Below are 26,079 nucleotides of genomic sequence, written 5' to 3'. Positions count from 1 at the left end.
AGCGCGCATGGCCGCCGCACGCAGCGGTCCGTTCCAGGAGGGGGACCGGGTTCAACTCACCGACCCCAAGGGACGGATGCACACCGTGGTGTTGGAATCGGGCAAGACCTTCCACACCCACCGCGGCGGCATCGCCCACGACGACCTCATCGGGCAGCCCGAGGGCTGCGTGGTGACGTCGATGGCCAACACCGCCTACCTCGCCCTGCGTCCGCTGCTGAGCGACTTCGTGATGTCGATGCCGCGCGGCGCCCAGGTGATCTATCCCAAGGACTCCGCGCAGATCATCGCCTACGGCGACATCTTCCCGGGCGCGCGCGTGGTCGAGGCCGGCGCCGGATCGGGCGCCCTGACCTGCTCGCTGCTGCGGGCCGTGGGGGAGGAGGGCCACGTCCACTCCTTCGAGCTGCGCGAGGACTTCGCCGACATCGCCCGCGCCAACGTGGAATCGTTCTGGGGCGGCGAACCGAAACAGTGGACGCTCACCTGTGGAGACTTCGCCGACTGCGCCGAGACCGGCGTCGACCGTGTGATCCTCGACATGCTGTCGCCCCACGACATGCTCGACACAGTGGACAAGATCCTGGTGCCCGGCGGCGTCCTGGTCGGCTACATCGCCACCACCACGCAGATGTCCGACCTCGTGGAGGCGCTGCGGGAACGCGGCGGCTTCACCGAGCCGCGCGCCTTCGAGACCCTGGTGCGCGACTGGCACCTGGAGGGCCTGGCGGTGCGGCCCGACCACCGCATGGTCGCCCACACCGCGTTCCTGGTCACCGTCCGCAAACTGGCGCCAGGCGTCACCGCGCCGACGCGCCAGCGCAAGCCCAGCAAGGGCGCTGAGGCTTACGCGGCGCGCAAGCGGAACAACCGCCTCTAGTCGTCGGCGCCCGGACCCGCCACCGGCGCGTCGTTGTCGCGGTCGCGCACGTGAATGCACTCCCCGGGACAGTCCTTGGCGGCGTCGATGATGTCGAGCTTCAGGTTCTCGGGAACCTCCACGCGCTGGCCCGGCTCGGTGCGCAGTTCGCCGTCGTCGCCCTTGACGTAGGCGAGCCCGTCGATGTCGAACTCGAACACCCGCGGGGCGTACTGCACGCACAGGCCATCACCAGTGCACAGGTCCTGGTCGATGTGAACGGTGAGGGATTTGCTGTCGCTGGCCACCGAACCAGATTAAGACCCGCACACTGTGGCGAATCGTCGGTGTCTACGCATACCCTGTTAGCTCACAACCGGCTACGGTTGATATATAGCTCTCAAGTGAGAGGTGGGACAAAATGTCACGTAACGACGACGATCAGGGCCGCACCAACCGCTGGGAGCGGGAAAGCCAGGACCTTTCCACCCAGATTGCCTATCTCCAGGAAGAGTTGGCGCTGGCGCGTCGCAAACTCACCGAAACACCTCGGCACGTGCGTTTGCTGGAAGAGAGACTGGCCGCGACCCAGGCTCAGGTCGAGAAGATGACCGAGCAGAACGAGCGGCTCGTGGCGACCCTGAAGGACGCCCGCGAACAAATCGTGACGCTCAAGGAAGAGATCGACAGACTCGCTCAACCACCCAGTGGTTACGGGGTCTTCTTGGCGGCGCACGACGACGGCGCCGTCGATGTTTTCACGGCGGGACGCAAGATGCGCGTGGCGTTGTCGCCGTCCATCGAGCCGGAGAACCTGCGCAAGGGGCAGGAGGTTCTGCTCAACGACGCCCTCAATGTGGTTGACGTCCTTGGCTTTGAGCGCGCCGGTGAGATCGTGACGCTCAAGGAGTTGTTGGAAAGCGACGAGGGGGTGCCCGATCGGGCGCTGGTGACCTCCCACGCCGACGAGGAGCGGGTGGTGCACCTGGCGGACACGCTGTCGAACGCGCCGCTGCGCGCCGGCGATTCGCTGCTGGTGGAGCCGCGCGCCGGCTACGCCTACGAGCGGATCCAAAAGAGCGAGGTCGAGGAGCTCGTGCTGGAGGAGGTGCCGGACGTCGACTACGAGTCGATCGGTGGCCTCGAAGGCCAGATCGAGATGATCCGCGACGCGGTCGAACTGCCGTTCCTGCACGCGGACCTGTTCAGCGAGTACCAGTTGCGCCCGCCCAAGGGCGTGCTGCTGTACGGCCCTCCCGGATGCGGCAAGACGATGATCGCCAAGGCGGTGGCGAACTCGCTGGCCAAGAAGGTGGCCGAGGCCCGCGGAGACGACACTTCAGGCGACCGTGCCAAGAGCTACTTCCTCAACATCAAGGGCCCCGAGCTGCTCAACAAGTACGTGGGTGAGACCGAGCGACACATTCGCCTGGTGTTCCAGCGGGCCCGTGAGAAGGCCAGCGAGGGCCAGCCGGTCATCGTGTTCTTCGACGAGATGGACTCGGTGTTCCGCACCCGCGGCTCCGGCGTGTCGTCCGATGTGGAGAACACGATCGTCCCGCAGCTGCTGTCCGAGATCGACGGTGTGGAGGGTCTGGAGAACGTCATCGTCATCGGCGCCTCCAACCGCGAGGACATGATCGACCCGGCGATCCTGCGGCCCGGCCGCCTCGACGTCAAGATCAAGATCGAGCGGCCCGACGCCGAGTCGGCCCGCGACATCTTCTCCAAGTACATCACCACGGACCTGCCGCTCAACGAGACCGACCTGGCCGAACAGGGCGACTCCCGCGACGGCTGCGTGCAGGACATGATCCAGCGCGCCGTGGAGCGGATGTACACCGAGACCGAGGAGAACCGCTTCCTCGAGGTCACCTACGCCGACGGCGACAAGGAGGTCCTGTACTTCAAGGACTTCAACTCCGGCGCCATGATCCAGAACATCGTGGACCGCGCCAAGAAGATGGCCATCAAGGAGTACCTGAACACCAAGACCAGGGGCCTGCGCCTGCAGCACCTGCTGGACGCCTGCGTCGACGAGTTCCGTGAGAACGAGGACCTGCCGAACACCACCAACCCGGACGACTGGGCGCGCATCTCCGGTAAGAAGGGTGAGCGGATCGTCTACATCCGCACGCTGGTCTCGGGCAAGGGCGACGAATCCGGTCGCTCCATCGACACGGTGTCCAACACCGGTCAGTACCTGTAGAACGTCTCGACGCCGCCGGGCCCGGTCCTTTGGGGATCGAGCCCGGCGGCGTCTCCACATCGTGTTGACGATCAGTCCGATGTGGGCGAAGTTGTTCTGCGCACCGAACGGCTTGTTGTCGATGCGGGCCAGGCCGATGCCGAACACGAACAGCGACACCAACCGATCCCCCCCGCTTCCACGGGTACAGCGCGGCGGCCAGGTCCGCGCCAGGGCGACCACGACGCACCCCCCGTTCGGTGACCACGTCCCGTCACCTGGGACGATACCGCCCGGGGGGTGGCCCTTCGGCCGTACGGCGCCCTCGTCAGTGGCAGCTGATGGAGCCGCCGCCGTTGCCCCACTTGCAGGAGTCGTGCAGCGTGCCCCCCGGGGTGTACAGCTTCGCGGTGTCGCCGGTGTTGTTCCACACGTAGGCGCGGCGTTGCTGGTAGAGGTGTCCGGGGGACTTGGTGCCGCGTCCGGTGTGGACCTTGACGTTCTTGCCCGCCCCGATGGTGTAGCTCGGGAACACGAAGGTGTGCCCCGCGGCGTCCTTGAGCTTCCAGCCGTTCATCTGGTAACCGTGGCTGGTGGCGTTGTGGATGTTGACCCATTCGGCGTTCAGGGACGTGTTGGAACCGGTGTCCTTGCCCGGGGAGTCGTACTGCACCAACCCGATGTGGACGCCGCTCTGGTGGGCCTGTGCGGTGCCCGGGGCCAGGGCGATGACGGCGGCGATCGCGACGGCGAGCATGGACAGGATGACGCTGAATCTTTTGCGCACGTTCATGATTCGATTCCTTCACAGTGGATTTTCCTGCCGCCGGGGTGCGCCGGGTGGGCGGCATCGCCACGCTAGCCCCGTAATCGGGCGCTCACCACACCCCGAGCCCCCATCGAACCGCGCGTCGCCACATCCCGACCGAAAGCGATCGGCGACGGCGAAGACGGTCGAGATCCCGGGGATTCGCTGGATAGGTTGATCCCATGAGTCCCGAAACGGAAACCTCCCCGCGCGTCCTCGTCGTCCAGAACGATCCCGACGGCGGCCCCCGCCGCCTCGCCGACTGGCTCACCGCCGACGGACTCCGCCTCGACGTGGTCCACGCCTACCGCGACGCCCTCCCCGACGGCCTGGACCACGACGCGATCGTCGTGCTCGGCGGCGGCTACCTCCCCGACGCCGACGACCGCGCGCCCTGGCTGAAACCCACCCGGGCCCTGGTGCGCCAGGCCCTCGACGACGCCCGCCCGGTCCTGGGCATCTGCCTGGGCGGGCAGCTGCTGGCCCACGTCGGCGGCGGCACGGTCACGGGCGACGTGGGCGCCCCCGAAAACGGCTCCACCCCGATCACCCTGCGCCCCAAGGCGCGCGGCGACCGACTGTTCGTCGACCTACCCGCCCGGATCCCGGCGATCGAGCACCACGTCGACGCCATCACGGCCCTACCCGCCGACGCGGTGTGGCTGGCCGAGAGCCCCGACTGCCCCTACCAGGCATTCCGCCTCGGCGCGTGCGCCTGGGGCGTCCAGTTCCACCCCGAGATCACCCCCGAGCGCGTCCGCGACTGGGACACCGATCGCCTACGGAGACAGGGTTTCGACCCCGACGAGGTGTACGCCGCGGCCGTGATCGACGAGCCCGAGTCCACGCCGGTGTGGCGCCGGGTCGCCGAGCGCTTCGCCGCGGTCGTGTCTCAAAGCCGCCGCGCCACGTAGACGGCCGTGACGAAGGCGTCGGTGGCCGCGTTGTCGAACTCCTCCCTCACGCACCGCGCCAGGGCGTCCAAGAAGGCTTGTCGTTGCTCGGGTGTCACTTCGGACATGCCCGAGTAGGTGCCGTGCAGCAGGCACGCCTGCTGTGCCGAATAGGTGTGCTCCCAACGGATCTCGCGTACGTCTATGACCTCGAAACGGGCGCCGTTCTCCAACTCGGCGACGCGTGCGGTTCGATCGAGGCTGTGGCTGATCAGGCGGGGGTCGCGGACGCGCTCGGGAAGGTGCTCGGCGATCACCCGGTCCATCGCCCGCCGAAACGGCGTGGGGCGCTCGGGATCGCCGAACACCATCCACCATGGCGCGAAAACCGCGCCGGTGCGCAGCAGCGCGGCGAGTTTCGGTACCCCCACGGTGGGGTCCACCCAGTGGAACGCCGTGGCGGACACCGCCAGATCGAAGTCGTCGGCGGGTATGTCCACCGTTTCGAACTCGCCGCGCAGCACCCGAAGCCGCGACCCGCCCAGCAGGTTTTCCAGCTTGTCGGCGAGGGCGTCGCCGAGTTCCACGGCGGTGACGCATGAGCCCCGTGACAGTAGCTCCGCGGTGGCCTGGCCGGTGCCGGGCCCGATCTCCAGTACCCGCGCTCCCGCGGTGAGGCCGTGCTCGGCGAGCAGGGTGTAGACCTCATCGGGGTAGCGCGAGCGCGAGCGGTCGTAGGCGTCCGCGTCGGTGTTGAAGAAGGTTCGCGCCAGGCGTTTGTCCCTCATGGGCGCCAACGTTAGTGCGGCTAGACGAGGCCGATGGACAGCGCCACCACGAGGAGGAGCATGACGACGGCCAGCACCGCCACGGCCCCGGTGCGCAGCAGCAGGCCGACGAGCTCCGACATCGGGCCCCAGATGAGCCGCAGCGACTTGGCGGCGACCACCAGGGTGACGGTGAGCAGCAGGACGATGAGGACGCGACTGGTGTCGCCGCTGGACGCGGTGGTGACCGCGTCGGACACGACAATGAAGTGGTCCATGGGAATCTCCTTGTGGGAGGGGCCGAGGGGCCGCTGGACGCATCAGTCTCTGGGGGATGGGGCGGCGTGCGTCGCCGGATCTTGCGGGACTTTCCACGCGACGATGAGTGGATACGCCGACCGAGACCGCGTTGTGAACTTCAGTAGATATTTAGAAAGTTCACTTCATAGATATGAACTTCGAGGGTAGCCTGATTCATGATCCGGGCGCAAGCCCCCGAAGATGTCCAATATTCGGTACCAGACAACGCAACCGAGGCGAAAAGCCGCTACAGTGACCTGTTCAGTTAACTCGACTGAAGGACTGAAGAGCCGATGAGCTCACTCGGCAACCCGGCATCCACATTGGCCCAGCGGCTGCGCGGACTGCGAGAGTCCGCCTGGCCCGAGATCTCCCTGACCCAACGGGATCTGGCGCGGGTCCTGGGCGGCCCCCGCCCGCTCAGCGTTCCGCTGATCTCCTCCTGGGAGAACCTGAACCGCCCCGTCATCCCGCCCATCGAGAGGCTCCTGGCGTACGCGGCCTTCTTCTGCACCAAGCGATCGGTGGAATCCCGTCCCTATCGGATACTCGACGAGTCCGAGCTGTCCGACGCCGAGCGCCGCCACCGCGCCGCCCTGGAACACGAGCTCCTGGACGTCCGCGCCGAGGCCAGCCGGGGCCTGGAGACCGAGGCCCGCGCCGCGGCCACGGCACCCGAAGACGCCCTCGGCGGCCCGTGGCACTTCACCGACCGCAAGCCGATCACCATCGTGTGCGCCGAGGTGCCCGCCCCGCAACGGGACCAGCTGCCCACCCCCGACGACCGCGTCCGCGCGTACGCCGAGCTCTACTCCTACGCCTACCTCGACTCGCTCTTCGAGCTCCACGGGCACCTGCGCGCCGCCAACCCCACCACCACCGTCACCGTCCGCAAGGTGAGATCCCTGGTCCCGCAGGACTACACCACCCACCTGGTGTTGTTGGGCGGCGCCGAATGGAACCAGGCCACCCGCGAACTCATGCGGCGGCTGCAACTTCCGGTGCGGCAGCTGCGATCCGACCAGCCCGACTCGCGCCGCGACACCATGTTCCAGTACACCGACGACAAGGGGGCCACCGTCAACGCCAACGTCACCTGGGCGGACGACGAACGGCTGCTCAGCGACGTCGGGCACTTCGTGCGCGCCCGTAACCCCTTCAACCTCAAACGAACCGTCACCATCTGCAATGGAATCGACAGCCGCGGCGTGCTGGGAACGGTGCGCGCCCTCACCGACGAGCGCTTCCGCGAACGCAACGGCGCCTACCTCAACAAGCGGCTGGCCGAAAGCGACAAGTTCAGCGTCCTGACCCGCGTCCAGCTGGTCGAGGGCGGCCCCCTCACGCCCGACTGGACGATCGAGGCCACCCGCATCCACGAGTGGAACGGGCGTGGCGTCGCCTAGTTCTTGTTCAACACGATGAGCGTGATGATGGCCGCGGCGACCGCCAGGCCGGCCACGACGGCGGCGACGATCTTGGCGACGCTGTATGGGCGCTGGCCCTGCACCTCGCCGGAGACGCCGTTGATCAGCACCTGCCAGGTCTTGCCCGCGAACAGGTAACAGCAGATCCACACCGGCAGCAGCATCAGCTTGTACGTGACATCGGCGTAGTTGGTGTTGACCTGGTCGACGCGCTGCTCGTCGCCGCCGATGTCGTCGCGGCAGTCGCGGTTGATCACCGAGGCCATCTTGTCCTTGGCGTCGGTCAGTCCCGCCTCGGGCTCCACGTCGTAGCGCAGCGAGGTGTGCCCCGCCAGGTACGCCGGGTCGTACGGGGCCGCCTGATGCAGCGCCCACGGCTCCAGCTCGGCGAGCTTCTCCGGGGCGACCCGTCGGGTTCCCAGCACCAGCACGTCGTCGAAGTCGCGCGCGACCTGGCCGCTGGCGGGGCTCCACGCGGTGCGCCGCACCTGCCGGGTGCGGGTCTGGCCGTTGTCGGTGTAGGTCTCGGTGACGTAGTAATACGTTCCGCGGGCGCCGACATAGCTGGACGCGGTGCGGGCGTCAAACGTCCAATGTGGCAGGTACGTGCTCTTCGAGGACTCGGCCTCGGTCACCCGCTTCAGGCGGTTCGGCGCGAACCACCGCGACTTCACCCAGACGCGCAACGCGTCGCGGGCCTTGGAACGGTCCAGCGCGAACGGGACCACGGCCTCGGGCGCGACCAGCTCCGCGTCGGTGGTGTCGGCCACCAGGGGCGCGGCGCAGAACTGGCACTTGGACGACAGGGTGTCGCTTTCGGTCTGCGCGCCGCATTGCCGGCACACGAAGTGATGCGTGCCCGATTCCCGCACCGAGCGGCGCGGCTTGGACATCAGTTCGTCCCAGGAGTGCTCGCGCACCTGCTGGCGCGGCGCCTGCGGCACGGCCTGCTCGTGTCCACAGTAGGGGCACCGCAGGGCGCCGGTGCCGGGCGCGAACTCCACGTGGGCGCCGCAGCTTTGGCACGGGTAGGTATGCGGGGTGGCGGCCTGGTTGGTCATGCTGTCCTCGGTGGGGCGTCGGGTTTAGGCGGCGGGGGGAAGCGGAGGGGGAGTGTTGCCGAAGACCTGGGCCAGTTCGGGAACCTCGCCCGCGGGCGTCCACTGTGCCATCGTCGACTTCCACACCAGGGTGGCGCGCGTCAGGGCGCCGCCGGACACCTGCGCGGCGAGCCCGTTGAGGTCGAACGGACCCCGCTGCTGCCCGGCCACGCCGATGTACCACTGGTCCTGTTGCGGCAGCGGGGGAGGACCCGACGCGGGGGCCTGCTGCGGCTGCGCGTACTGCTGCTGTTGCTGCGGGGCCAGGTTGGCCGCCATCTGCTGACCGGCGGCGATGCCCATCCCCATGCCGAGCCCCTCACCGGCGCCGCCGGGGTTGTTGGCGGCGTCTTCGATGGCGTTGGCGGTCTGGAACTGGGTGTACCTGTTCAGGTCGCCGACGATGCCCATCTGGGTGCGCTTGTCCAGCGCCTCCTCGACCTCGGGCGGCAGCGAGATGTTCTCGATGATGAACTTGGTGATCGCGATGCCGACGTCCGCCAGGTCTCCACTCAGGACCCCCACGAGCCGCTGGCCGATGTTGTGCTGGTCCGCGGCCAGATCCAGCACCGGCACCTCGGCGCGGGCCAGGGCGCCCGCCAGGCGCCCCACGATCATCTGCCGCAGGAAGTCCTCGACCTCCTCGGTGCGGAACTGCGGGTCGGTGCCCGCCAGCTCCTTGATGAGCTTGCCGGGATCGCTGACCCGCGCGGCGTAGGCGCCGAACGCCCGCAGCCGCACCGGTCCGAACTCCGAGTCGCGCATCATGATGGGGTTCTTGGTGCCCCACTTCATGTCCGTGAGCTGGCGCGTCGTGACGAAGTAGACCTCGGCCTTGAACGGCGAGTGGAAGCCGTACTTCCAGCCCTTCAGGGTCGACAGGATCGGCATGTTCTGGGTTTCCAGCGTGTACGTGCCGGGGGAGAAGACGTCGGCGATCTGGCCCTCGTTGACGAAGACCGCGGCCTGCGATTCCCGCACGACCAGCTTGGCGCCCATCTTGATCTCGTTGTCATACCGCGGAAAGCGCCACACGATGGTGTCGCGGCTGTCATCCAGCCACTCCAATATATCGATGAACTCGCCGCGCACCTTGTCAAAAAGCCCCATGGGTTCCTCCGCGGTACCTCGGTTTCCAGCCCGAGAAACGTATCAGAGCGTGCAAATTGAGCGATCGGGGAAGGACGCCTTGACCCACGGTGGCCCGGACGGCGCCTCGGCGTCCTATCTTTGGTCACTGTGTGCCGTCAGGGCCCCCGCAAACGCCCCGGACCCGTCCCCGGAGGCTAGGCTCGCAGATATGACCGTTCGTCGCATCATGGGCACCGAGGTCGAGTACGGGGTGTCTGTGCCAGGGCAGCCCGGCGCCAACCCCATGGTGACCTCGTCGCAGATCGTCAACGCCTACGGCGCCCGCCCGGAGCTCACCAAGGGCGGCCGGGCACGCTGGGATTACGAGGAGGAGTCGCCGCTGCGCGACGCCCGCGGATTCACCTACACCGGCGCCCTCTACGACCCGGCGGAGTCCCTGGCGGACGAGGACGCCGGACTGGCGAACGTCATCCTGACCAACGGGGCGCGGCTGTACGTCGACCACGCCCACCCCGAGTACTCCGCGCCCGAGGTGACCAACCCGCGCGACGCCGTGCTGTGGGACAAGGCCGGCGAGCTGATCATGGCCGAGGCCGCCAAGCGCGCCGCCTCCGTGCCGGGCAACCCGCCGATCAACCTGTACAAGAACAACACGGACAACAAGGGCGCCAGCTACGGCACCCACGAGAACTACCTGATGGCGCGCACGACCCCGTTCGCCGACATCGTCAGCTACTTCACCCCGTTCCTCGTGACCCGCCCCGTGTTCACCGGCGCCGGGCGCGTCGGCATCGGCCAGGACGGCAGCAAGAACGGCTTCCAGCTTTCCCAACGCGCCGACTACTTCGAGGTCGAGGTGGGGCTGGAGACCACCCTCAAGCGCCCCATCATCAACACCCGCGACGAGCCGCACTCCGACGCCGACCGCTACCGCCGCCTGCACGTCATCATCGGCGACGCCAACCTGTCGGAGATCTCCACGTATCTCAAGATGGGCACCGCCGCGCTCATCCTCAGCATGATCGAGGACGACGCGATGGACGACGGCTTGTCCATCACCGAGCCGGTCAACGAGCTGAAGATGATCAGCCACGACCCGAGCCTGCGCCACCTGGTGCGGCTGCGCGACGGCCGGCGCATGACCGCGGTGCAGATCCAGCAGGAGTTCCACGCTCGCGCCGCCAAGTACGTGGAGCGGCGCTACGGCTCCTCCGCCGACGCCGACACCCTGGAGCTGCTCCAGATGTGGGGCGAGACCCTCGACAAGCTGTCCCGCGATCCGATGGAGTGCGCCAGGGAGCTCGACTGGGTGGCGAAACTGCGGCTGCTCAACGGATACCGCGATCGCGAACACCTCGAGTGGAGTTCGTCCAAACTGGAGCTCATCGACCTCCAGTACTCGGACGTGCGCCCCGGCAAGGGCCTGTACCACCGCCTGGTCGCCAAGGGCGCCATGAAGACCATGTTCACCATCGACCAGGTCCGCGACGCCGTCACCAACCCGCCCACCGACACCCGCGCGTACTTCCGGGGCCGTTGCCTCGCGAAGTATCCGTCCGAAGTGGTGGCGGCCAGTTGGGATTCGCTCATCTTCGACGTGGGCCGGGAATCGCTGGTGCGAGTGCCCATGATGGAGCCGGAGAAGGGAACGAAGGAGCACGTGGGTGCGCTCTTCGACCGCTGCCCGAGCGCCAAGGACCTCCTCGACATCATCACCGGCGGAAACTGAGCGGAAACGCACAGTCAAGCGCGCAGGCCGGGAATGTCGTAGGGTCGCGGTAACGTTCAAGGATTAACACGCCCCGCCGCGAGTCCGGGGCCCCGACGTGAGGGATGACGATGGCAGACAAGGAAACCGGCGGGCAGGCCCACTCTCAGCACGCCAAGCACACCGCCGAGGAAGAAACCGCCGAGGCGGCCGTCAACCCCGACGTGGCCGACCGCCACGAAGAGATCACTGAGGACGTTGACGACCTGCTGGACGAGATCGATTCCGTCCTGGAATCCAACAGTTCCGACTTCGTGCGCTCCTATGTCCAAAAGGGTGGCCAGTAGGCGGGTCGAACCGACCCGCCACCCGGATACCGGGTGGGCACGGCAGACTAAGGTTGCCGACTATCGGCATAGCGTTGACAAGCGTGTGGGAAGGGTGATGGTGTGAGCGGTGAGACGGGATTTCCCGGCAGGATTCCGGCGGCGTACTTCTCGACGGAGACGTCGTCTTTTACCGATCTGCTGGGCCGGGTGGCACCCGAGTTGCTCCCCGGACGGCAGCCGCTGCCGCCCGGCGACATGGGTGACGCGGTGCCACACGGCACGACGATCGTGGCGCTGCGCTGCAATCAGGGCGTGGTGATGGCCGGGGACCGGCGCGCCACCCAGGGCAACATGATCTCCAACCGCGAGATCCGCAAGGTGCACGCGGCCGACTCGCACTCGCTGATCGGCATCGCGGGAACCGCGGGCATCGGCATGGAGATGATCCGGCTCTTCCAGGCCGAACTGGAGCACTTCGAGAAGCTCGAGGGCATCTCGCTGAGCCTGCACGGCAAGGCCAACAAGCTGGCCAACATGATCCGGGGCAACCTCGGCATCGCCATGCAGGGCCTGGCGGTGGTGCCGCTGTTCTGCGGCTTCGACGTCGACGCCGCCGATCCCGCCAGCGCCGGCCGGATCTTCAGCTACGACATGGCGGGCTCGCTCCAGGAGGAGTCCCACTACGACGCGATCGGCTCGGGCTCGATCTTCGCCAAGTCGGCCCTGAAGAAGCGCTTCCAGTCCCCAGTGGATGCCGACGAGGCGGTCCGGCTGGCGGTCAGCGCGCTGTACGACGCCGCCGACGAGGACTCGGCGACCGGCGGCCCCGACCTCTCCCGGAAGCTGTACCCCGTCGTGATGACCTCGACCGCCGAGGGCACGCTCCGCGTGCCGGACGCCGAGGTCGGCGAGATCTCCCGTCAGGTGGTCGAGGCGCGCATGGAGAACCCCGGCGGCTGAGGCACGAAGGGTTGACAATGTTGGGAATCGTTGAGGCGGAACGGAGTTCGTAGTCGTGGCCATGCAGTTTTACACCTCGCCCGAGCAGATCATGCGGGATCGCTCGGAGTACGCCAGAAAGAACATCTCGCGGGGACGCAACACCGTCGTGCTCAGCTACGTCGGCGGCGTGATCTTCGTGGCGGAGAACATCTCCTCCACCCTGCACAAGATCAGCGAGCTCTACGACCGGATCGGCTTCGCCGCCGTGGGTCGCTACAACGAGTTCGAGAACCTCCGCACCGCCGGGGTGCGGATGGCCGACACCCGGGGTTTCGCCTACGACCGGCGCGACGTCAAGGCCAAGCCGCTGGCGCAGGCGTACGCCCAGACCCTGGGCGCCATCTTCACCGAGCAGACCAAGCCCTTCGAGGTGGAGATCTGCGTCGCCGGTGTCGCCGAGCGCCCCGAGGACGACGAGCTGTACCGCTGCACCTATGACGGTTCGATCAACGATGAACCGGGCTACCTGGTGATGGGCGGCCAGGCCGACCGGCTTTCGACGGTGCTCAAGGACGGCCACCACTTCGACGCCAGCCTGGCCGAGGCGTTCCAGCTGGCGCTCAAGGCGCTCAACAGCATCGGCGGCGACAACGGCAAGCAGCGGTCCCTGGGGCCGGAGCTGCTGGAGGTGGCGGTACTGGACCGCGAGCGCGAGGGGCGGGTGTTCCGCCGGATCTCCGGCGCCGCGCTGGAGGCGCTGCTGCCCGAGCCCGAGGCCGCCGACGAACCCGCCGATGATTCCGACGACGCCGAGGAATCGGCTACTGAGGACTGAGTCCCGCCTCCCCGCGATCATCCGAAGTGGACGCGACGCGTCCGCGTAGAAAAATCCGATGACCTCTCGGGGAGGCAGGAACCGTGTTCACCCGGTAGTGTCTGGGTATGGATCGGCGGATATTTGGACTGGAAACCGAGTTCGGCGTCACCTGCACCTTTCGGGGTCAGCGGCGGTTGTCGCCGGACGAGGTGGCGCGTTATCTGTTCCGCAGGGTGGTGAGTTGGGGCCGCTCCAGCAACGTGTTCCTCCGCAATGGAGCGCGACTGTACCTGGACGTCGGTTCGCACCCCGAGTACGCCACCCCCGAGTGCGACTCCGTGACCGACCTCGTGCGGCACGACCGCGCCGGCGAGCGCGTCCTGGAGGGCCTGCTCATCGACGCCGAGCGGCGCCTGCACGACGAGGGCATCGCCGGCGACATCTTCCTGTTCAAGAACAACACCGACTCGGCGGGCAACTCCTACGGCTGCCACGAGAACTACCTGGTGTCGCGCCACGGCGAGTTCGGTCGCCTCGCCGACATCCTGATCCCGTTCCTGGTGACCCGGCAGCTGATCTGCGGCGCCGGGAAGGTGCTGCAGACCCCGCGCGGCGCCCTGTACTGCCTGTCGCAGCGCGCCGAGCACATCTGGGAGGGCGTGTCCTCGGCGACCACCCGTTCCCGCCCCATCATCAACACCCGCGACGAACCGCACGCCGACGCCGAACGCTACCGCCGGCTGCACGTCATCGTCGGCGACTCCAACATGAACGAAGTGACCACGATGCTGAAGGTCGGCGCCGCCGACCTGGTGCTGCGCATGATCGAGACCGGCGTGACCATGAAGGACCTCACGCTGGAGAACCCGATCCGCGCCATCCGCGAGGTGTCGCACGACATCACCGGCCAGCACAAGGTGCGGCTGGCCAACGGCCGCGAGATGAGCGCCCTGGAGATCCAGCAGGAGTACCTCACCAAGGCCATGGACTTTGTGGAGCGCCGCGGCGCCGACGCCGCGACCAAGCGGGTCATCGAGCTGTGGGGCCGGGTGTTGGGCGCGGTGGAGTCCGGCGACCTGGACGCCGTGTCCCGCGAGATCGACTGGGTGTCGAAGTACCAGCTCATCGAGAAGTACCGCTCGAAGCGGGAGCTGCCGCTGTCGTCGTCGCGGGTGGCCCAGCTCGACCTGGCGTACCACGACGTGCGGCGCGGCCGCGGCTTGTACAACCTGATGGAGCGGCGCGGCTCGGTGGACCGGGTGGCGCGCGACGTGGAGATCTTCGAGGCCAAGGAGGTCCCGCCGCAGTCCACCCGCGCCCGGTTGCGCGGCGAGTTCATCCGCCGGGCCCAGGAACGCCGCCGCGACTTCACCGTCGACTGGGTGCACCTCAAGCTCAACGACCAGGCGCAGCGCACCGTGTTGTGCAAGGACCCCTTCCGTTCTCGCGACGAGCGGGTCGACAAGCTGATCGCCTCGATGTGAGACAGTTGCCCGGTGAGCCACGACGAATCCGCCGACAGACCGGGCACCGCCGATCAGCCCGCTGACGCGGCGTCCGCCGACACCCCGGCGGACGACACCCCCGACCGCGACGCCGACTTCGCGCCGGCGTCCTCCGACCCCTCGAATGTGCCGTACTGGAAGCGACGCCAGCAGAAGATCCGCGAGGAGATCGATCGCAACCGCCGCGGCGACTACAAGGTCCCCACGTGGGTCCTGGTGGCCATCCTCGCCGCCGTGATCGTCGCGTGGGCCGCCCTCATCATCTTCTCCTAGCGCCGCAGTAGGTCCGCCGCGTGCCGCCCCGCCACGGCGCACCCCAGGAAGTAGGCGGGGTCGTCGTCCAGGCCGCGGCCCATGGTCGACAGCCGCACGGGCAGGTCCCGCAGCGCCTCCTCCAGCCCGTCCACCTTCACACCGACGAGGCGGTGGCGCGCCCGCAGCGGCCGCAGCTGTTCGGCGACGCGCTCGGCCAGGTCGGCGTCGATGCCGTCGGGGACGGGAAGGTCGGCGGTCGCCAGCGCGACCCTTCCGTACGCGGTGAGGCTGTGATGCGACACGCCGCGGTGGCGGCGGCGCGGGTCGGACCGCGAGATCCGCAGCGCCCCGATCGCGCGCCCGCCGAGGGCGGCGGTCGCGTTGACCACCTCGCCGCAGGCCGTCCCCGAAAACCCCCAGGCCGTGGCGTTGCCGAGGTTGCCCGGCCCCTGGGTGACCACGGCGATGTCGGCGCCCAGCACCGCCCGCGCCGCGATGAGTCCGGTGTGGACGTTGGTGGCCTCCAGGTCGCCGCCGAAGGACTGGCCCGTCGTGACGGTCCCCGCCAACAGGCCCGACACACCGGCGAGGCTGCGCGAGAACCAGGCGGGCAGCGCGCCGCCGTCCAGCATCACGTAGGCCACCCGCCGCGCCTCGGGACGTTCGTGGATCCCGGCCAGGATCGCCGGCAGCGCCGAGTGCAGGTCGGCCACCACCACCGGCATGCCGCCGAGGTCCCTCGTCGCCACCATGGCCGCCCGGTGCGCCGAACCCACCTCGTCGACGGCCCGACCCATCGCCTGTTGCGGGGTGTATCGCGCCTTCACCGCGTGCCCCGCGTCGCCCGCGTCGTCGGGAAGCCGGTCGGGAATCGCCACCACGAACGCGTAGCCCCCTGTACCCAGCCCGCGGCTCAACGCGTTGCAGTTCAACAACACCCGGTCGCCGACCTCGGGCCGCCCGACCATCCGGGGATAGGCCAACGCCCTCACCGACGGCGGATCGGACGCCTCGCGCGCCTCCACCGCGACGTCCACTTCGCACGCCCCCGGCCATTGCCGGACGACGCGAGTCACGGTTCCGCTGCGCCACCTGAGCACGGCGGTCAAGGTAGCATCCTGGCCAGGCCATCAGCCCGGTTGCCCCGCACGCGAAGGAGGGATAGCGTCGTGAGCGTGTCGCGCCTTCGTACCGAACGACTGGTCAATCTGGTGATCTGCCTGTTGTCGACGCGGCGGTTCCTCACCGCCGACAAGATCGCCTCCACCGTCCCCGGCTATGACCACAATCCGGACGACTCCAAGGCCCACGAGGCGTTCCAGCGCAAGTTCGAGCGTGACAAGTCGGAGCTGCGCCGCCTCGGCATTCCCCTGGAGACCGGAACCAACAGCGTCTTCGACGCCGAACAGGGTTACCGGATCGCCCGCCGCGACTACGAGCTCCCCGCCATCGAGCTGTTGCCCGACGAGGCCGCCGTGCTCGGCGCGGCTTCCCGGCTGTGGCAACACTCCAAGCTCGCCGCCGACGCCGGCGACGGGCTGTGGAAACTGCGCGCCGCCGGCGTCGACGTGCGCGGCGGCGAGGACCCGGAGGTCGCGCCGATCCTCACCGTGGACGAGGCTTTCGCGCCCGTGATGGCCGCGGTGCGCGACCGCCAGGAGATCCGCTTCGACTACCTCGGGGCGGCCGACGACATCGCCGCGCCCCGGCGCCTGCAACCGTGGGGGGTGGTGTGTTACCGGGGCCGCTGGTACGTCATCGGCCACGACCTGGACCGCGACGCCTCCCGGTGCTTCCGGCTGTCGCGCGTCACCGGCAAGGTGACCCCGTCCGGCGACACCGACGCCTACCAGGTGCCGCCCGACGTCAACCTGCTCGATCACGTCGCCCGGTTCTCCATGGACTCCGGCGACACGACGCCGCGCCGCGCCACCGTCCTGGTGGCCCCCGGCCGGGCCGCCGGCATCCGGCGCCGCGCCGAACAGATCCTGGCCCGCCGCGCCGACGGCGACCGGCTGATCATCCCGTTCCACGACGCCCACAAGCTCGCCGCCCGGCTGGCGGCCTACGGCCCCGACGTCACCGTGTTGGAGCCCGCCGAGCTGCGCAAGGAGATGGCCACCCTGCTGGCCGACGTCGTCGACCGATACGAACCGTCCCCGAAGGCGGGTTGAGCCCGATGACCACCGCATCACACCTGTCCCGGGTCCTCAACCTGGTGCCCTACCTGTCGGCCCGCCCCGGCATCAGCATCGACACCGCCGCCGCCGACCTGGGCATCTCGGTGTCCGAGCTGCGCGACGACCTCACCATGCTGTGGATGTGCGGTCTGCCCGGCTACGGCCCCGGCGACCTCATCGACATCGCCTTCGACGACGACACCGTCACCGTCACCTACGACGCGGGCATGACCCGCCCGGTGCGGCTGCTGCCCGACGAGGCGCTGGCCCTGGTGGTGGCGCTGCGGATGCTCGCCGACACCCCGGGCCTGGCCGACCGCGACGCGGTGCGCCGCACCCTCGACAAGGTGGCCGCCGCGGCGGGCGACGCCGCCACGGCCGCCGCCCGGGTCAGCGTGTCCACCACAGTGGACGATAAGTCCGTGGACACTTACCGCCGCATCGTCTCGCAGGGCAAGGCGGTGCGCCTCACCTACTACAGCGCCGGGCGCGACCGCACCACCGAACGCATCGTCGACCCGATCCGCGTGGTGCTGGCCGACGACCACGCCTACCTGCACGCCTGGTGCCGCAGCGCCGAGGACGTCCGGCGCTTCCGCCTGGACCGCATCGACGCCCACACGGTGCTCGACGAGCGCGCCACCGTCCCGGCCCATGCCCGCGACCTCACCGACGCCCCCGGCGCGATCTTCGCCTCGGGCGCGCTCGACCTGCCCACCGTGGTGCTGCGGGTGAACCGCTCGGCCCGCTGGATCAGCGAGTACTACCCGTGCGAGGACGTCACGGTGGAGCCCGACGGCCGCTGGACGGTCAGCCTGCGCGCCCGCGACCTCGACTGGGCCAAGCGCCTGGTGCTGGGCCTGGGCACCGAGGCCGAGGTGGTCTCGCCCGCCGGTCTGCGCGACGCCGTCCTCCACGACGCGCGCCGCGCCCTGGCCGCCTACGACGAATCGTTAAGGTAAGTCCATGCAGTGGTGGCTCATCTTGCTCGTCGGACTGGTCTTCGGCCTCGTCGTGCTCGGCGTCGCCGCGCTGGGCACCCGCGGCCGCCTGGAACGCCTCCGCCTGGCCATGCTGGCCCTGGACGAGCGCCGCAAGGCCGCCGAGCGCCTCAAGGGTCGCGCCGAGAAGCTCCAGGCCGACATCGAGGCACTCCAGGCCCAGCTGCCCCAGCGGCGCTGACCGTCAATCGGGCACGTTGCGGCACGAAATGGTAAAGATCGACACACCCGCTCGCCGGCGGGGTTGACGAACGTCGGATTCACCGGTCATGCTTGCCGCGCATAGTGGTCCGCCGCGCTCGCCGGGATCACGTCCGCATACGATGGGGCTGAAGTCCCCGTCATAAATGGAGGAGTCGGCATGTTTAGTGGTGGCGTCAGGCCGTGGCACATCATCGTCCTCGTGGTGGTGTTGGTGCTGCTGTTCGGGGCGAAGAAGCTGCCCGGAGCCGCCCGGGGCCTGGGTCAGTCGCTGCGCATCCTCAAGTCCGAGACCAAGACGCTTCGCGACGAGATGAAGAGCGACTCCGACGAGGAGCCCGCCGACGACGCCAAGGCCGACGCCAAGCACGCCCGCGAGCCCCTGAACAACAAGACCATCGACGGCGAGGCCTCGGCCGTCGAAGACTTGAGGGACAAGAAGAAGGCTTAGGGCCGCTCGGCATAGCGGACGACTCCCATGGCCCTGAAACTTCGACGCCGCGGCAAGAAGAGCAACTTCCAGGCTGCGGCTGACGGCTCCATGACCCTCATGGATCACCTGAGGGATCTGCGCTCGCGGCTGTTCAAGGCGTGCCTCGGCCTGATCGCCGGCGTCGCGGTCGGCGTGTACTTCTCCGACGTGGTGTCTTACGCCATCAACCTGCCGTACTGCGACTTTGACAGGCAGCAGTATCTCAAGGACCACCACAACTCGCTCGACGGCTGGCACTGCAACTTCAACGTCCACGGACCGATGGACCAGTTCGTCCTCGATCTCAAGATCGGTCTGTTCGTGGGGATCATCCTGTCGGCACCGATCTGGCTCTACCAGTTGTGGGCGTTCATCGCCCCCGGTCTCCACAGGCACGAGCGCCGCTACACGTACTACTTCGCCGCGATCGCGGGCCCGCTGTTCTTCGCGGGCGCGACGCTGGGCTACTTCGTCATCTCCAAGAGCCTGCAGTTCTTCCTGGGCCTCAGCAGCCAGTACAACCTGACGGTCGACCTGACCGGCTACTTCGACTTCGTCACCAACGTCATGCTGCTGTTCGGCGCGGGGTTCGAGTTCCCCCTGGTCATCGTGCTGCTTAACGTCATCGGCATAGCCAGCGCCAAGCGCCTGCTGGGCTGGTGGCGCATCGCGGTGTTCCTGGTGTTCCTGTTCTGCGCCCTCGTCACGCCCACCCCCGACCCCTTCGGGATGACGGCGTTGGCGCTTCCCATGGTGGCGTTGTACTTCGGTGCCGTCGGCTTCGCGTTCATCAACGACAGGCGACGCGCCAAGAAGACCGCCGACTGGGACGCGCTGGACCCCGACCAGGCGTCCGAGATAGACGAATCGCCGTCCGACATCGGCGAGGTCGCCCCCGTGACCTCCGACGATGAACCCGACGACGACTCGGACAACCGTCGCCGTTACGACGACGACGCCACCTGACGGTTAACCGACCACGAAGAGGGGCGGCCCGCGCATGCGGACCGCCCCTTTCTCGGTGTGCTCTTACTCGGTCTCAGTCTCAGTCTCGGTCTCGCCCGACTCGATCGCCTCGGCCACGCGCGTGACGGCGATCTTCTGCGGCTGCGGCTCGGGCTTGGTCACCTCGGTGACCCGCACGGTCAGCAGCCCATTGTCGACCGACGCGGAGATCTGCTCGGCGGCGGTGCCCTGCGGCACCGTGAACGTCCGGGAGAACTTGCCCTGACGCAGCCCGCGGGCGATCACGCGGTCGCCCTCGGCGACCTGGGTCGCCTGGCGCTGCCCCGTGATGACCAGCCTGCGGCCGTCCAGGGTGATGTCGACGTCTTCGGGGGCGACCCCGGGAATGTCGACGGTGATCACCACGTCATTGCCTTGGGTGGCGATGTCGGCGCCGGGGGAGAAGGACCCTTGTCCCTGCCCGAATGCCTCGGCGACCAGGCGGTCGAACTCGGCGTTCACCAGCGACGACCGGTACCACGGTTGACGATAACGAACCAGCATTGTTCCTCCTCATTACTCTGGTCCTTGGCACTCTCAACGCGAGAGTGCTAACGGCATGTATGACAACGCCGCCCTGTCCGGTATTTCGGGCTGTGACACAGGTCTCGGAGACAAGCCAGGGGCCCCGGACGCCCAGCGCGTCCGAGGCCCCTGAGAATGTGCGGTCAGCCCGCCTTGACGTCCAGGAAATCGCGGTCGATGTTGACCGAGACCCCGCCGTAGGACTCGGTGACGTCCCCGGCGTACTGGTGGATCCGCTGCCCGTCGGCGAACTTGTCGCCCTCGCAGTAGCTTCCCGAGTCGGTGTCGGCCTTGGAGTTCCACCACGCGAACCACATGTGGCTCGGCATCGCGTACGCCGCGTCCCCGTAGCCGTCGCACAGGTCACGAATCCCGGTGGAGCCCGAGGAGTACATCCCCGACAGCCACCCGGACGCCTTCAGCCCCTCGGCCCAGCCGGACACGAACGACAGCACCGCCTTGGTGCACGTGGCATCGCCGTCGTAGGACTCGATGTCGGCGTAGATCGCGCTGCCGGCGCCGAAGCCCAGCTTCGTGGCCGCGTCGATCGCCTTGCCCGCCTCGTCCTTGCCCTGCTGGCGCGCGGTGGCCGGGTCCTTCGAGAAAACGTCGCTGTAGCGGGTGGAGCACGGCGACTCCAGGCCGTGGTGGGTGAGGACGAACTGCCAGCCGTTGGCGTGCTGCTTGGCCACCCAGTCGGCGTTCAGGTTGTCCTGCCCGCACGCCCGGTTGACGCCGCTGATGTAGATCCCCACCGCCTTGTACGGCGAGGACCTCCACGCGTCCATTGTCGACTGGGACTGCGCGGTGCAGGTGTCGAACGCCTTGTCCTTCAGCGTCCCCGGTGCCACGATCGGGTCGGCCTTGGCCCTTGGCGTCGCCGAGCGGACGTCGTCCAGCCTCACGGCGTGGGCGCCGTCGGTGAGGCGCGCCGAATTCAACGCGGCCCGCACCTGAGCGGCGGTGGAGCGGCTGTGCACCGCCGAGACCATCACCCCGGCGTCCTCCACGGCCAGGCGCGTCGTGCCGTCCACCGAGGTCGCCCCCTTCGCGCCGCGCGCCGCCGTGGTGGCCACGGTCGCGGAATCGGCGCCGGCCGCCGTCGTGGTGTCCAGGGGAGCCACCATGATCGCCGCGGCGCGCCCCTCGACGCGTGCCGGGCACGTCGAGCGCTCGCCGGGCGTTCCCAGATAGACCGTCGCGGAATCGAAGCGCACGCAGGCGTTGGGGTGTTCGTCGAGATTCACCACGCGCCAGCTGTCCGGCACGTCGATGGCGTAGCCGTGGTAGGCCACCTGCTTGGTGTCGAGCTGGTCGGCCAGCACCGGCAGGCTCACCGCACCGGCCGCCAGCAGCGCGCCCGCTGACACCGCGGTGACCAGCCACGCCCTGCGGTGGCGATCGCGTTGTCGTGACATGGATCGAGCCCTCCTCGATGATCGGGGTGATCGGGGAAGGGCACGATTCCACATGTCGTTACAGAAGATCCACATCCGTGAAGGCGTCACGACGGCGTGCCATAGTGTCAAGGCATTCGCGGCGAACACCCCCACGGGAAGGAACACGTCCGACGTGGCCGACAGCGACGACACCAAGGGCGTCATGATCGACGCCCCCGACACCGCCGACCGGGACGACGCGGTCTGGGTACGGCGAACCGACGCCGGATTCGACGCGTGGGTGCACGTGGCGCTGGTGGCGCGCCAACTGCCGCGCGGCGGCGACGGGGACGCCGAGGCTCGCCGGCGCATGCACAGCAAGTACCTCCCCGACCGCACCATCAGCATGCTGCCCGCGGCGGTGGAGTCCGCCTCCAGCCTGCGCGCCGGACGCGAACAGGACACCCTCACCGTCCACATGCGATTCGATGAGGGGGCCGAGAGCTTCGACACCCACGTGTCCACCGGCTGCCTGCGCGAATCCTGGGAGCTGTCCTACGCCGAGGCCGCCGCCGCCCTCACCGACCCCGCCACCCCGCTGCACGCCCGCCTCACCGACGCCCACACCCTGGCCAGCGCCCTGCTGCGCCGCCGCCAACGCACCGGCGCCCTGGCCTTCTACGACCTGTTCAAGGGCTACGCCACCAACGAGGAGGGCCAGCTGGTCCGCCTGGGCGACAACCAGCGCCACGCCGGCTACATCATCGTCCAGGAACTCATGATCGCCTCCAACGCCGCCATCGCGATGTGGTGCGCCGCAAGGGATCTACCCATCCTCTTTCGCAACCACCGCGCCGCCGCCGTCGCCGGGGACCGCGCCGAGATGATGGGCGAGCTGGCCGCCGCCGAGGCCCGCGGCGACGCCGACGCCTATGAGACGCTGCGCAAGCGCATGGGCGTGGTGCAGCGACCCGCCACCTACGACCCCGCCGTGTACGGCCACTTCGGGCTCAACCTGCCCGCCTACGCGCACACCACCAGCCCGCTGCGCCGCTACGCCGACCTCATCAACCAGCGCATCCTGCTGGCCGCCACCGCGGGCCAACCCAGCCCCTACGGCTACGACGAGCTCGCCGACATCGGCACCGACATCAACGCCCGCATCGCCGCCGCCCGCGAGGCCCGCGCCGCGCACCACAAGCGCGCCGCCCAGGCCGCCACCCGGCAACGGCTCCACGAGCCCGACCTCACCGAACTGGACCCCGGCGACTTCGCCAAGGTCATCAAGCTCGCCCTGCGCCACGACCGGCCGCCCGCGGCGCTGCCCGCCGAGGTGAAGCGCCGCCTCGACGCCGACACGCTGCCGCTGCGCGACGCCTGCGAGATCCTCATCCACGGCGGCGGCGCCGACTGGCGCGCGCTGCGCGAAGACATCCACCGCCGCATCGCCGCCGAACCCAGCCGGGCGCTGACCGTCGTCAACATGTACGCCCAGTCCGTGGTCGGCGGGCCCATGAGCGACGCCCACCTGCGCTGGGACCAGAGGTCCGTCGGCACCATCCAAAAGCCCTGCTTCGAGGCCACCCTGCGCCTGGAACTCGGCGACACCCCATGGACCTCGCCCGCCCGCGTACAAGCCTCCAAAAAGGACGCCAAGGCGCAGGCCGCCCTCGCCCTGGTCGCCCGCATCGCCCACCTCGACGACCTGTCCGAGTCCATCCCGGTGCCCGACCCCCTGCCCGCCAACGACTCCGGCCCCCGACGCCTCCCCGACGGCCTCAACCCGCTCATGGCCCTCAACGAATACACCCAAAGCGGCACCATCAGCGACCTCACCTGGACCTTCGACCAGACCGGCCCCGCGCACCAACCCGAATTCACCTGCCGCGCCCGCGTCACCGGCCCCGCGGGCCAACCGCTCGAAGCCACCGGCACCGGAACCGGCAAACAGGCCGCCAAGACCGCCGCCGCCACCCGGCTGCGCGAACTCATCGACGCCCACCTCGACGAACCCGGGAACCCACCGTGACCCCCACCCAACTGCGCGACCTGCTCCACCAACGCGCCGACCAGGTCGCGCCCCACCTGCTGGGCTGCCTGGTCACCGCCAACGGCGTCACCATCCGCCTCACCGAGGTCGAGGCGTACGCGGGCGAGGGCGGCGACCCCGCCTCCCACGCCCACCGCGGCCCCACCCGCCGCAACGCCAGCCAGTTCGGGCCGTCCGGACACGCCTACGTGTACTTCACCTACGGAATGCACTACTGCCTCAACGTGGTGTGCCGACCCGAGGGCATCGGCGGGGGAGTGCTGCTGCGCGCCGGGGAGGTCGTCGACGGCATCGACCTGGCCCGCGAACGCCGCCCCGGCGCGTCCGACCGCGACCTCGCCCGGGGCCCCGCCCGACTCACCGTCGCGCTGGCCGTCGACCGCTCCTGCGACGGCGTCGCGCTGTTCTCGGGCGGCCCCATCAGCCTGCGACCCGGCGAGCCGCCCGCCGCCGCCGTGAGAACCGGACCCCGCACCGGCGTCAGCACCGCCGCCGACACCCCCTGGCGCTTCTGGCTCGACGCCGACCCCACCGTCAGCCCCTACCGCAAACACGCCCCGAAAAACCGGTCGCGGACCCGCCGGGGCCATGCGTCAGAATCTAAGGCGTGAACATTCTCGACGACCTGCAATGGCGTGGCCTCATCCAAGACTCCACCGACCTCGACGCGCTCGCGGCGCACCTGGACTCTGGACGGATCACGTTCTATGTGGGCTTCGACCCCACCGCCGCCAGCCTCCACGTCGGCCACCTCACCCAGGCGCTGACCGCCCGGCGCCTCCAACTCGCGGGCCTGCGCCCCCTGCTGCTGGTGGGCGGCGCCACCGGGATGATCGGCGACCCGCGGGAATCCGACGAACGGGTCCTCAACGCCCCCGAGGTGGTGGCGGGCTGGGTCGACCAGATCCGCCAGCAGCTGCGTCCCTTCGTCACCTACGAGGGCGACAACGCCGCGACCCTGGTCAACAACCTCGACTGGACCGGCGAGATGAGCGCCATCGACTTCCTGCGCGAGGTCGGCAAGCACTTCCCCGTCAACAAGATGCTGGCCCGCGAGGTCGTCAGGGCCCGCCTCGAAAGCGGCATCTCCTTCACCGAATTCAGCTACCAACTGCTGCAATCCAACGACTTCTACGAACTCCACCGCAGGCACGGCTGCACCCTCCAATTCGGTGGATCCGACCAGTGGGGCAACATCACCTCCGGCGTCGACTACGTGCGCCGCCGCGGCGCCGGCCCCGTCCACGCCTTCGTCACCCCCCTGGTCACCACCGCCGACGGCAAGAAGATCGGCAAGACCGAGGGCAACGCCACCTGGCTCGACGCCACCATGACCTCCCCGTACGCGTTCTACCAGTTCTGGTTCAACGCCGACGACCGCGACATCGGGATGTTCCTGCGCCGCTTCAGCTTCAAGACCCACGACGAGATCCTCCAACTCGAAAAGGCCACGCAGGACAAGCCCGCCGCCCGCCAGGCGCAACGCGCCCTGGCCGCCGAACTCACCACCCTGCTCCACGGCGAAACCGAATGCGCCCAAGTGATAGCCGCCAGCCAGGCGCTCTTCGGCCGCGGCGACCTCGCCGAGCTCAGCCAGGCGACCCTGGGAGCCGCCCTGGCGGAGGCGGGCACGGTCGACATCGACGGAGAACCCCCGACACTCGCCTGGGCCTTCAAGGAGACGGGTCTGGTGTCGAGCCTCTCCGAGGCCCGCCGCACGGTGAAGGAGGGCGGCGCGTACCTCAACAACGTCCGCGTCGAGGACGCCGACCAACCGTTGAGCGCCGAGCACCTGCTGCACGGAACCTACGCGGTGCTGCGCCGCGGCAAGAAGACCATCGCGGGAGTCGTGCGCCGCTGACCAGGCGATTCACCAAAGGGGCACCCCCGTTTGACATGCCGGAAACGGCGAGGTAATGTATACGACGCCTCTGAGGAACCGGACAGAAACCGAGACCGCGAGAGCGGGCCGGAGTACGGCTCACAGGCAAACTCCCGAACTAAATCAGATCAGGCGACGTGTGCGCCCACCGGCCGAGGCCGGGAGGCCCAAAACGAAGCGAAAATCGGGTCTGATAGATTAACGGAGTCGCGCTTCACCAGAAGAAATCACTCGAGATGAATGATTCTCGCTGGTGTGGGTGTGTTTTTTGAGAACTCGATAGGGTGTTTTGTGATGGTCAGTGTGTGGGCCTCGATTGTTTGAGGTTCTATAGTTTTTGTTCAATTCTGACTATTTATATATAGTCAGGATCTTGCAATGGCATTGTTGGCTG

The 26,079-nt window shown here is 68.5% G+C and carries 27 protein-coding genes; 18 read left to right on the top strand and 9 right to left on the bottom strand.

Annotation, left to right across the window (positions count from 1 at the left end; genetic code table 11):
* The first annotated feature begins 7 nt into the window (after window positions 1-7).
* Window positions 8-880, top strand: coding sequence for a tRNA (adenine-N1)-methyltransferase (locus tag VE172_RS05695; protein WP_324798397.1), 873 nt, complete (start codon window positions 8-10; stop codon window positions 878-880).
* Here the strand turns inward: VE172_RS05695 and VE172_RS05690 are convergent.
* Window positions 877-1,167: a ferredoxin gene (locus VE172_RS05690; RefSeq protein WP_324798394.1), complete on the bottom strand. Its 291-nt coding sequence runs from the start codon at window positions 1,165-1,167 to the stop codon at window positions 877-879. The genes VE172_RS05695 and VE172_RS05690 overlap by 4 nt on opposite strands.
* A 113-nt stretch (window positions 1,168-1,280) precedes the next feature.
* Here VE172_RS05690 and arc point away from each other — a divergent pair, with 113 nt between their 5' ends.
* The gene (gene arc / locus VE172_RS05685; RefSeq protein WP_324798391.1) at window positions 1,281-3,068 is read left to right on the top strand and encodes a proteasome ATPase; all 1,788 of its coding nucleotides are present in this window, start codon (window positions 1,281-1,283) and stop codon (window positions 3,066-3,068) included.
* Between the two features lie 307 nt (window positions 3,069-3,375).
* Here the strand turns inward: arc and VE172_RS05680 are convergent, their stop codons facing one another.
* Complete coding sequence (locus VE172_RS05680) at window positions 3,376-3,840, bottom strand: lamin tail domain-containing protein (RefSeq protein WP_324798389.1); 465 nt, start codon at window positions 3,838-3,840, stop codon at window positions 3,376-3,378.
* A gap of 197 nt (window positions 3,841-4,037) precedes the next feature.
* On the opposite strand from VE172_RS05680, the gene VE172_RS05675 reads away from it, so the two are divergent.
* Window positions 4,038-4,769 carry a type 1 glutamine amidotransferase gene (locus tag VE172_RS05675; protein ID WP_324798386.1) on the top strand — a complete coding sequence of 244 codons (732 nt, stop codon included), beginning with the start codon at window positions 4,038-4,040 and terminating at the stop codon, window positions 4,767-4,769.
* On the opposite strand, the gene VE172_RS05670 is transcribed toward VE172_RS05675, so the two are convergent.
* Together VE172_RS05670 and VE172_RS05665 are read right to left on the bottom strand one after the other, a co-directional pair.
* A complete protein-coding gene (locus tag VE172_RS05670) occupies window positions 4,748-5,536 on the bottom strand; it encodes a class I SAM-dependent methyltransferase (RefSeq protein WP_324798383.1) in 789 nt (262 codons plus the stop codon). The two genes, VE172_RS05675 and VE172_RS05670, sit on opposite strands and share 22 nt — an antisense overlap.
* Before the next feature lie 20 nt (window positions 5,537-5,556).
* Complete coding sequence (locus tag VE172_RS05665; RefSeq protein ID WP_324798380.1) at window positions 5,557-5,793, bottom strand: hypothetical protein; 237 nt, start codon at window positions 5,791-5,793, stop codon at window positions 5,557-5,559.
* A 315-nt stretch (window positions 5,794-6,108) separates the two neighbouring features.
* Here VE172_RS05665 and VE172_RS05660 point away from each other — a divergent pair, with 315 nt between their 5' ends.
* On the top strand, window positions 6,109-7,221 hold the full coding sequence (locus VE172_RS05660; protein WP_324798378.1) for a helix-turn-helix domain-containing protein: 1,113 nt from the start codon (window positions 6,109-6,111) through the stop codon (window positions 7,219-7,221).
* On the opposite strand, the gene VE172_RS05655 is transcribed toward VE172_RS05660, so the two are convergent.
* Both VE172_RS05655 and VE172_RS05650 read right to left on the bottom strand, forming a co-directional pair.
* Window positions 7,218-8,303 (bottom strand): TFIIB-type zinc ribbon-containing protein, encoded by a 1,086-nt coding sequence (locus tag VE172_RS05655; protein ID WP_324798375.1) that lies wholly within the window; start codon window positions 8,301-8,303, stop codon window positions 7,218-7,220. The two genes, VE172_RS05660 and VE172_RS05655, sit on opposite strands and share 4 nt — an antisense overlap.
* A 24-nt stretch (window positions 8,304-8,327) precedes the next feature.
* Window positions 8,328-9,452 carry an SPFH domain-containing protein gene (locus tag VE172_RS05650; RefSeq protein ID WP_324798373.1) on the bottom strand — a complete coding sequence of 375 codons (1,125 nt, stop codon included), beginning with the start codon at window positions 9,450-9,452 and terminating at the stop codon, window positions 8,328-8,330.
* Window positions 9,453-9,642: 190 nt separating this feature from the next.
* Between VE172_RS05650 and dop the strand changes: the two genes are divergently transcribed.
* The 6 genes from dop to VE172_RS05620 all read left to right on the top strand — a co-directional run bounded on the left by dop (window position 9,643) and on the right by VE172_RS05620 (window position 15,008).
* Window positions 9,643-11,163 (top strand): depupylase/deamidase Dop, encoded by a 1,521-nt coding sequence (gene dop, locus VE172_RS05645; protein ID WP_324798370.1) that lies wholly within the window; start codon window positions 9,643-9,645, stop codon window positions 11,161-11,163.
* 110 nt (window positions 11,164-11,273) lie between these two features.
* The gene (locus tag VE172_RS05640) at window positions 11,274-11,489 is read left to right on the top strand and encodes a ubiquitin-like protein Pup (RefSeq protein WP_324798367.1); all 216 of its coding nucleotides are present in this window, start codon (window positions 11,274-11,276) and stop codon (window positions 11,487-11,489) included.
* A 102-nt stretch (window positions 11,490-11,591) separates the two neighbouring features.
* Window positions 11,592-12,431, top strand: a complete 840-nt coding sequence (gene prcB / locus VE172_RS05635) for a proteasome subunit beta (RefSeq protein WP_324798365.1) — start codon at window positions 11,592-11,594, stop codon at window positions 12,429-12,431.
* A gap of 55 nt (window positions 12,432-12,486) precedes the next feature.
* On the top strand, window positions 12,487-13,248 hold the full coding sequence (prcA, locus tag VE172_RS05630) for a proteasome subunit alpha (RefSeq protein ID WP_349258270.1): 762 nt from the start codon (window positions 12,487-12,489) through the stop codon (window positions 13,246-13,248).
* Between the two features lie 107 nt (window positions 13,249-13,355).
* Complete coding sequence (gene pafA / locus VE172_RS05625; protein WP_324798362.1) at window positions 13,356-14,714, top strand: Pup--protein ligase; 1,359 nt, start codon at window positions 13,356-13,358, stop codon at window positions 14,712-14,714.
* Between the two features lie 12 nt (window positions 14,715-14,726).
* The gene (locus VE172_RS05620; RefSeq protein ID WP_324798360.1) at window positions 14,727-15,008 is read left to right on the top strand and encodes a hypothetical protein; all 282 of its coding nucleotides are present in this window, start codon (window positions 14,727-14,729) and stop codon (window positions 15,006-15,008) included.
* Here the strand turns inward: VE172_RS05620 and VE172_RS05615 are convergent.
* Entirely contained in the window at window positions 15,005-16,090 is a 1,086-nt protein-coding gene (locus VE172_RS05615; protein WP_324798409.1) for a DUF3866 family protein, read from the bottom strand. The genes VE172_RS05620 and VE172_RS05615 overlap by 4 nt on opposite strands.
* Before the next feature lie 75 nt (window positions 16,091-16,165).
* On the opposite strand from VE172_RS05615, the gene VE172_RS05610 reads away from it, so the two are divergent.
* From VE172_RS05610 to tatC, 5 genes are all read left to right on the top strand, one after another.
* The gene (locus tag VE172_RS05610) at window positions 16,166-17,164 is read left to right on the top strand and encodes a helix-turn-helix transcriptional regulator (protein WP_324798357.1); all 999 of its coding nucleotides are present in this window, start codon (window positions 16,166-16,168) and stop codon (window positions 17,162-17,164) included.
* A 5-nt stretch (window positions 17,165-17,169) separates the two neighbouring features.
* The gene (locus tag VE172_RS05605; RefSeq protein WP_324798354.1) at window positions 17,170-18,132 is read left to right on the top strand and encodes a helix-turn-helix transcriptional regulator; all 963 of its coding nucleotides are present in this window, start codon (window positions 17,170-17,172) and stop codon (window positions 18,130-18,132) included.
* A 4-nt stretch (window positions 18,133-18,136) separates the two neighbouring features.
* Window positions 18,137-18,352, top strand: coding sequence for a hypothetical protein (locus tag VE172_RS05600; RefSeq protein WP_324798352.1), 216 nt, complete (start codon window positions 18,137-18,139; stop codon window positions 18,350-18,352).
* 180 nt (window positions 18,353-18,532) lie between these two features.
* Entirely contained in the window at window positions 18,533-18,823 is a 291-nt protein-coding gene (tatA, locus tag VE172_RS05595; RefSeq protein WP_324798349.1) for a Sec-independent protein translocase subunit TatA, read from the top strand.
* Window positions 18,824-18,850: 27 nt separating this feature from the next.
* Window positions 18,851-19,810: a twin-arginine translocase subunit TatC gene (tatC, locus tag VE172_RS05590; protein WP_324798346.1), complete on the top strand. Its 960-nt coding sequence runs from the start codon at window positions 18,851-18,853 to the stop codon at window positions 19,808-19,810.
* Window positions 19,811-19,873: 63 nt separating this feature from the next.
* On the opposite strand, the gene VE172_RS05585 is transcribed toward tatC, so the two are convergent.
* Both VE172_RS05585 and VE172_RS05580 read right to left on the bottom strand, forming a co-directional pair.
* The gene (locus tag VE172_RS05585; protein ID WP_324798344.1) at window positions 19,874-20,353 is read right to left on the bottom strand and encodes an Hsp20/alpha crystallin family protein; all 480 of its coding nucleotides are present in this window, start codon (window positions 20,351-20,353) and stop codon (window positions 19,874-19,876) included.
* A gap of 164 nt (window positions 20,354-20,517) precedes the next feature.
* A complete protein-coding gene (locus tag VE172_RS05580) occupies window positions 20,518-21,792 on the bottom strand; it encodes a DUF1906 domain-containing protein (RefSeq protein WP_324798340.1) in 1,275 nt (424 codons plus the stop codon).
* Window positions 21,793-21,946: 154 nt separating this feature from the next.
* Between VE172_RS05580 and VE172_RS05575 the strand changes: the two genes are divergently transcribed.
* The 3 genes from VE172_RS05575 to tyrS are packed head-to-tail and all read left to right on the top strand — an operon-like array spanning window position 21,947 to window position 25,664.
* Complete coding sequence (locus tag VE172_RS05575) at window positions 21,947-23,782, top strand: RNB domain-containing ribonuclease (RefSeq protein WP_324798337.1); 1,836 nt, start codon at window positions 21,947-21,949, stop codon at window positions 23,780-23,782.
* Window positions 23,779-24,414 (top strand): DNA-3-methyladenine glycosylase, encoded by a 636-nt coding sequence (locus VE172_RS05570; protein WP_324798335.1) that lies wholly within the window; start codon window positions 23,779-23,781, stop codon window positions 24,412-24,414. Before VE172_RS05575 ends, VE172_RS05570 begins: the two co-directional genes overlap by 4 nt.
* The gene (gene tyrS, locus VE172_RS05565; RefSeq protein WP_324798332.1) at window positions 24,411-25,664 is read left to right on the top strand and encodes a tyrosine--tRNA ligase; all 1,254 of its coding nucleotides are present in this window, start codon (window positions 24,411-24,413) and stop codon (window positions 25,662-25,664) included. The genes VE172_RS05570 and tyrS overlap by 4 nt, the downstream gene beginning before the upstream one ends.
* The last annotated feature ends 415 nt before the right edge of the window (window positions 25,665-26,079 follow it).

It is taken from the genome of Stackebrandtia sp. (assembly GCF_035643755.1).
In the GTDB taxonomy this organism is placed as follows: domain Bacteria; phylum Actinomycetota; class Actinomycetes; order Mycobacteriales; family Micromonosporaceae; genus Stackebrandtia.
This window is presented reverse-complemented; position numbering and strand designations above follow the sequence as displayed.

Coding starts and splice junctions, on each gene's coding strand:
- VE172_RS05640 (WP_324798367.1), top strand. CDS start 11,274: ATGGCAGACAAGGAAACCGGCGGGCAGGCCCACTCTCAGCACGCCAAG.
- VE172_RS05585 (WP_324798344.1), bottom strand. CDS start 20,353: ATGCTGGTTCGTTATCGTCAACCGTGGTACCGGTCGTCGCTGGTGAAC.
- VE172_RS05660 (WP_324798378.1), top strand. CDS start 6,109: ATGAGCTCACTCGGCAACCCGGCATCCACATTGGCCCAGCGGCTGCGC.
- tatC (WP_324798346.1), top strand. CDS start 18,851: ATGGCCCTGAAACTTCGACGCCGCGGCAAGAAGAGCAACTTCCAGGCT.
- VE172_RS05675 (WP_324798386.1), top strand. CDS start 4,038: ATGAGTCCCGAAACGGAAACCTCCCCGCGCGTCCTCGTCGTCCAGAAC.
- tatA (WP_324798349.1), top strand. CDS start 18,533: ATGTTTAGTGGTGGCGTCAGGCCGTGGCACATCATCGTCCTCGTGGTG.
- VE172_RS05655 (WP_324798375.1), bottom strand. CDS start 8,303: ATGACCAACCAGGCCGCCACCCCGCATACCTACCCGTGCCAAAGCTGC.
- VE172_RS05670 (WP_324798383.1), bottom strand. CDS start 5,536: ATGAGGGACAAACGCCTGGCGCGAACCTTCTTCAACACCGACGCGGAC.
- VE172_RS05580 (WP_324798340.1), bottom strand. CDS start 21,792: ATGTCACGACAACGCGATCGCCACCGCAGGGCGTGGCTGGTCACCGCG.
- VE172_RS05665 (WP_324798380.1), bottom strand. CDS start 5,793: ATGGACCACTTCATTGTCGTGTCCGACGCGGTCACCACCGCGTCCAGC.
- arc (WP_324798391.1), top strand. CDS start 1,281: ATGTCACGTAACGACGACGATCAGGGCCGCACCAACCGCTGGGAGCGG.
- VE172_RS05695 (WP_324798397.1), top strand. CDS start 8: ATGGCCGCCGCACGCAGCGGTCCGTTCCAGGAGGGGGACCGGGTTCAA.
- VE172_RS05680 (WP_324798389.1), bottom strand. CDS start 3,840: ATGAACGTGCGCAAAAGATTCAGCGTCATCCTGTCCATGCTCGCCGTC.
- VE172_RS05600 (WP_324798352.1), top strand. CDS start 18,137: ATGCAGTGGTGGCTCATCTTGCTCGTCGGACTGGTCTTCGGCCTCGTC.
- pafA (WP_324798362.1), top strand. CDS start 13,356: ATGGATCGGCGGATATTTGGACTGGAAACCGAGTTCGGCGTCACCTGC.
- VE172_RS05650 (WP_324798373.1), bottom strand. CDS start 9,452: ATGGGGCTTTTTGACAAGGTGCGCGGCGAGTTCATCGATATATTGGAG.
- VE172_RS05605 (WP_324798354.1), top strand. CDS start 17,170: ATGACCACCGCATCACACCTGTCCCGGGTCCTCAACCTGGTGCCCTAC.
- dop (WP_324798370.1), top strand. CDS start 9,643: ATGACCGTTCGTCGCATCATGGGCACCGAGGTCGAGTACGGGGTGTCT.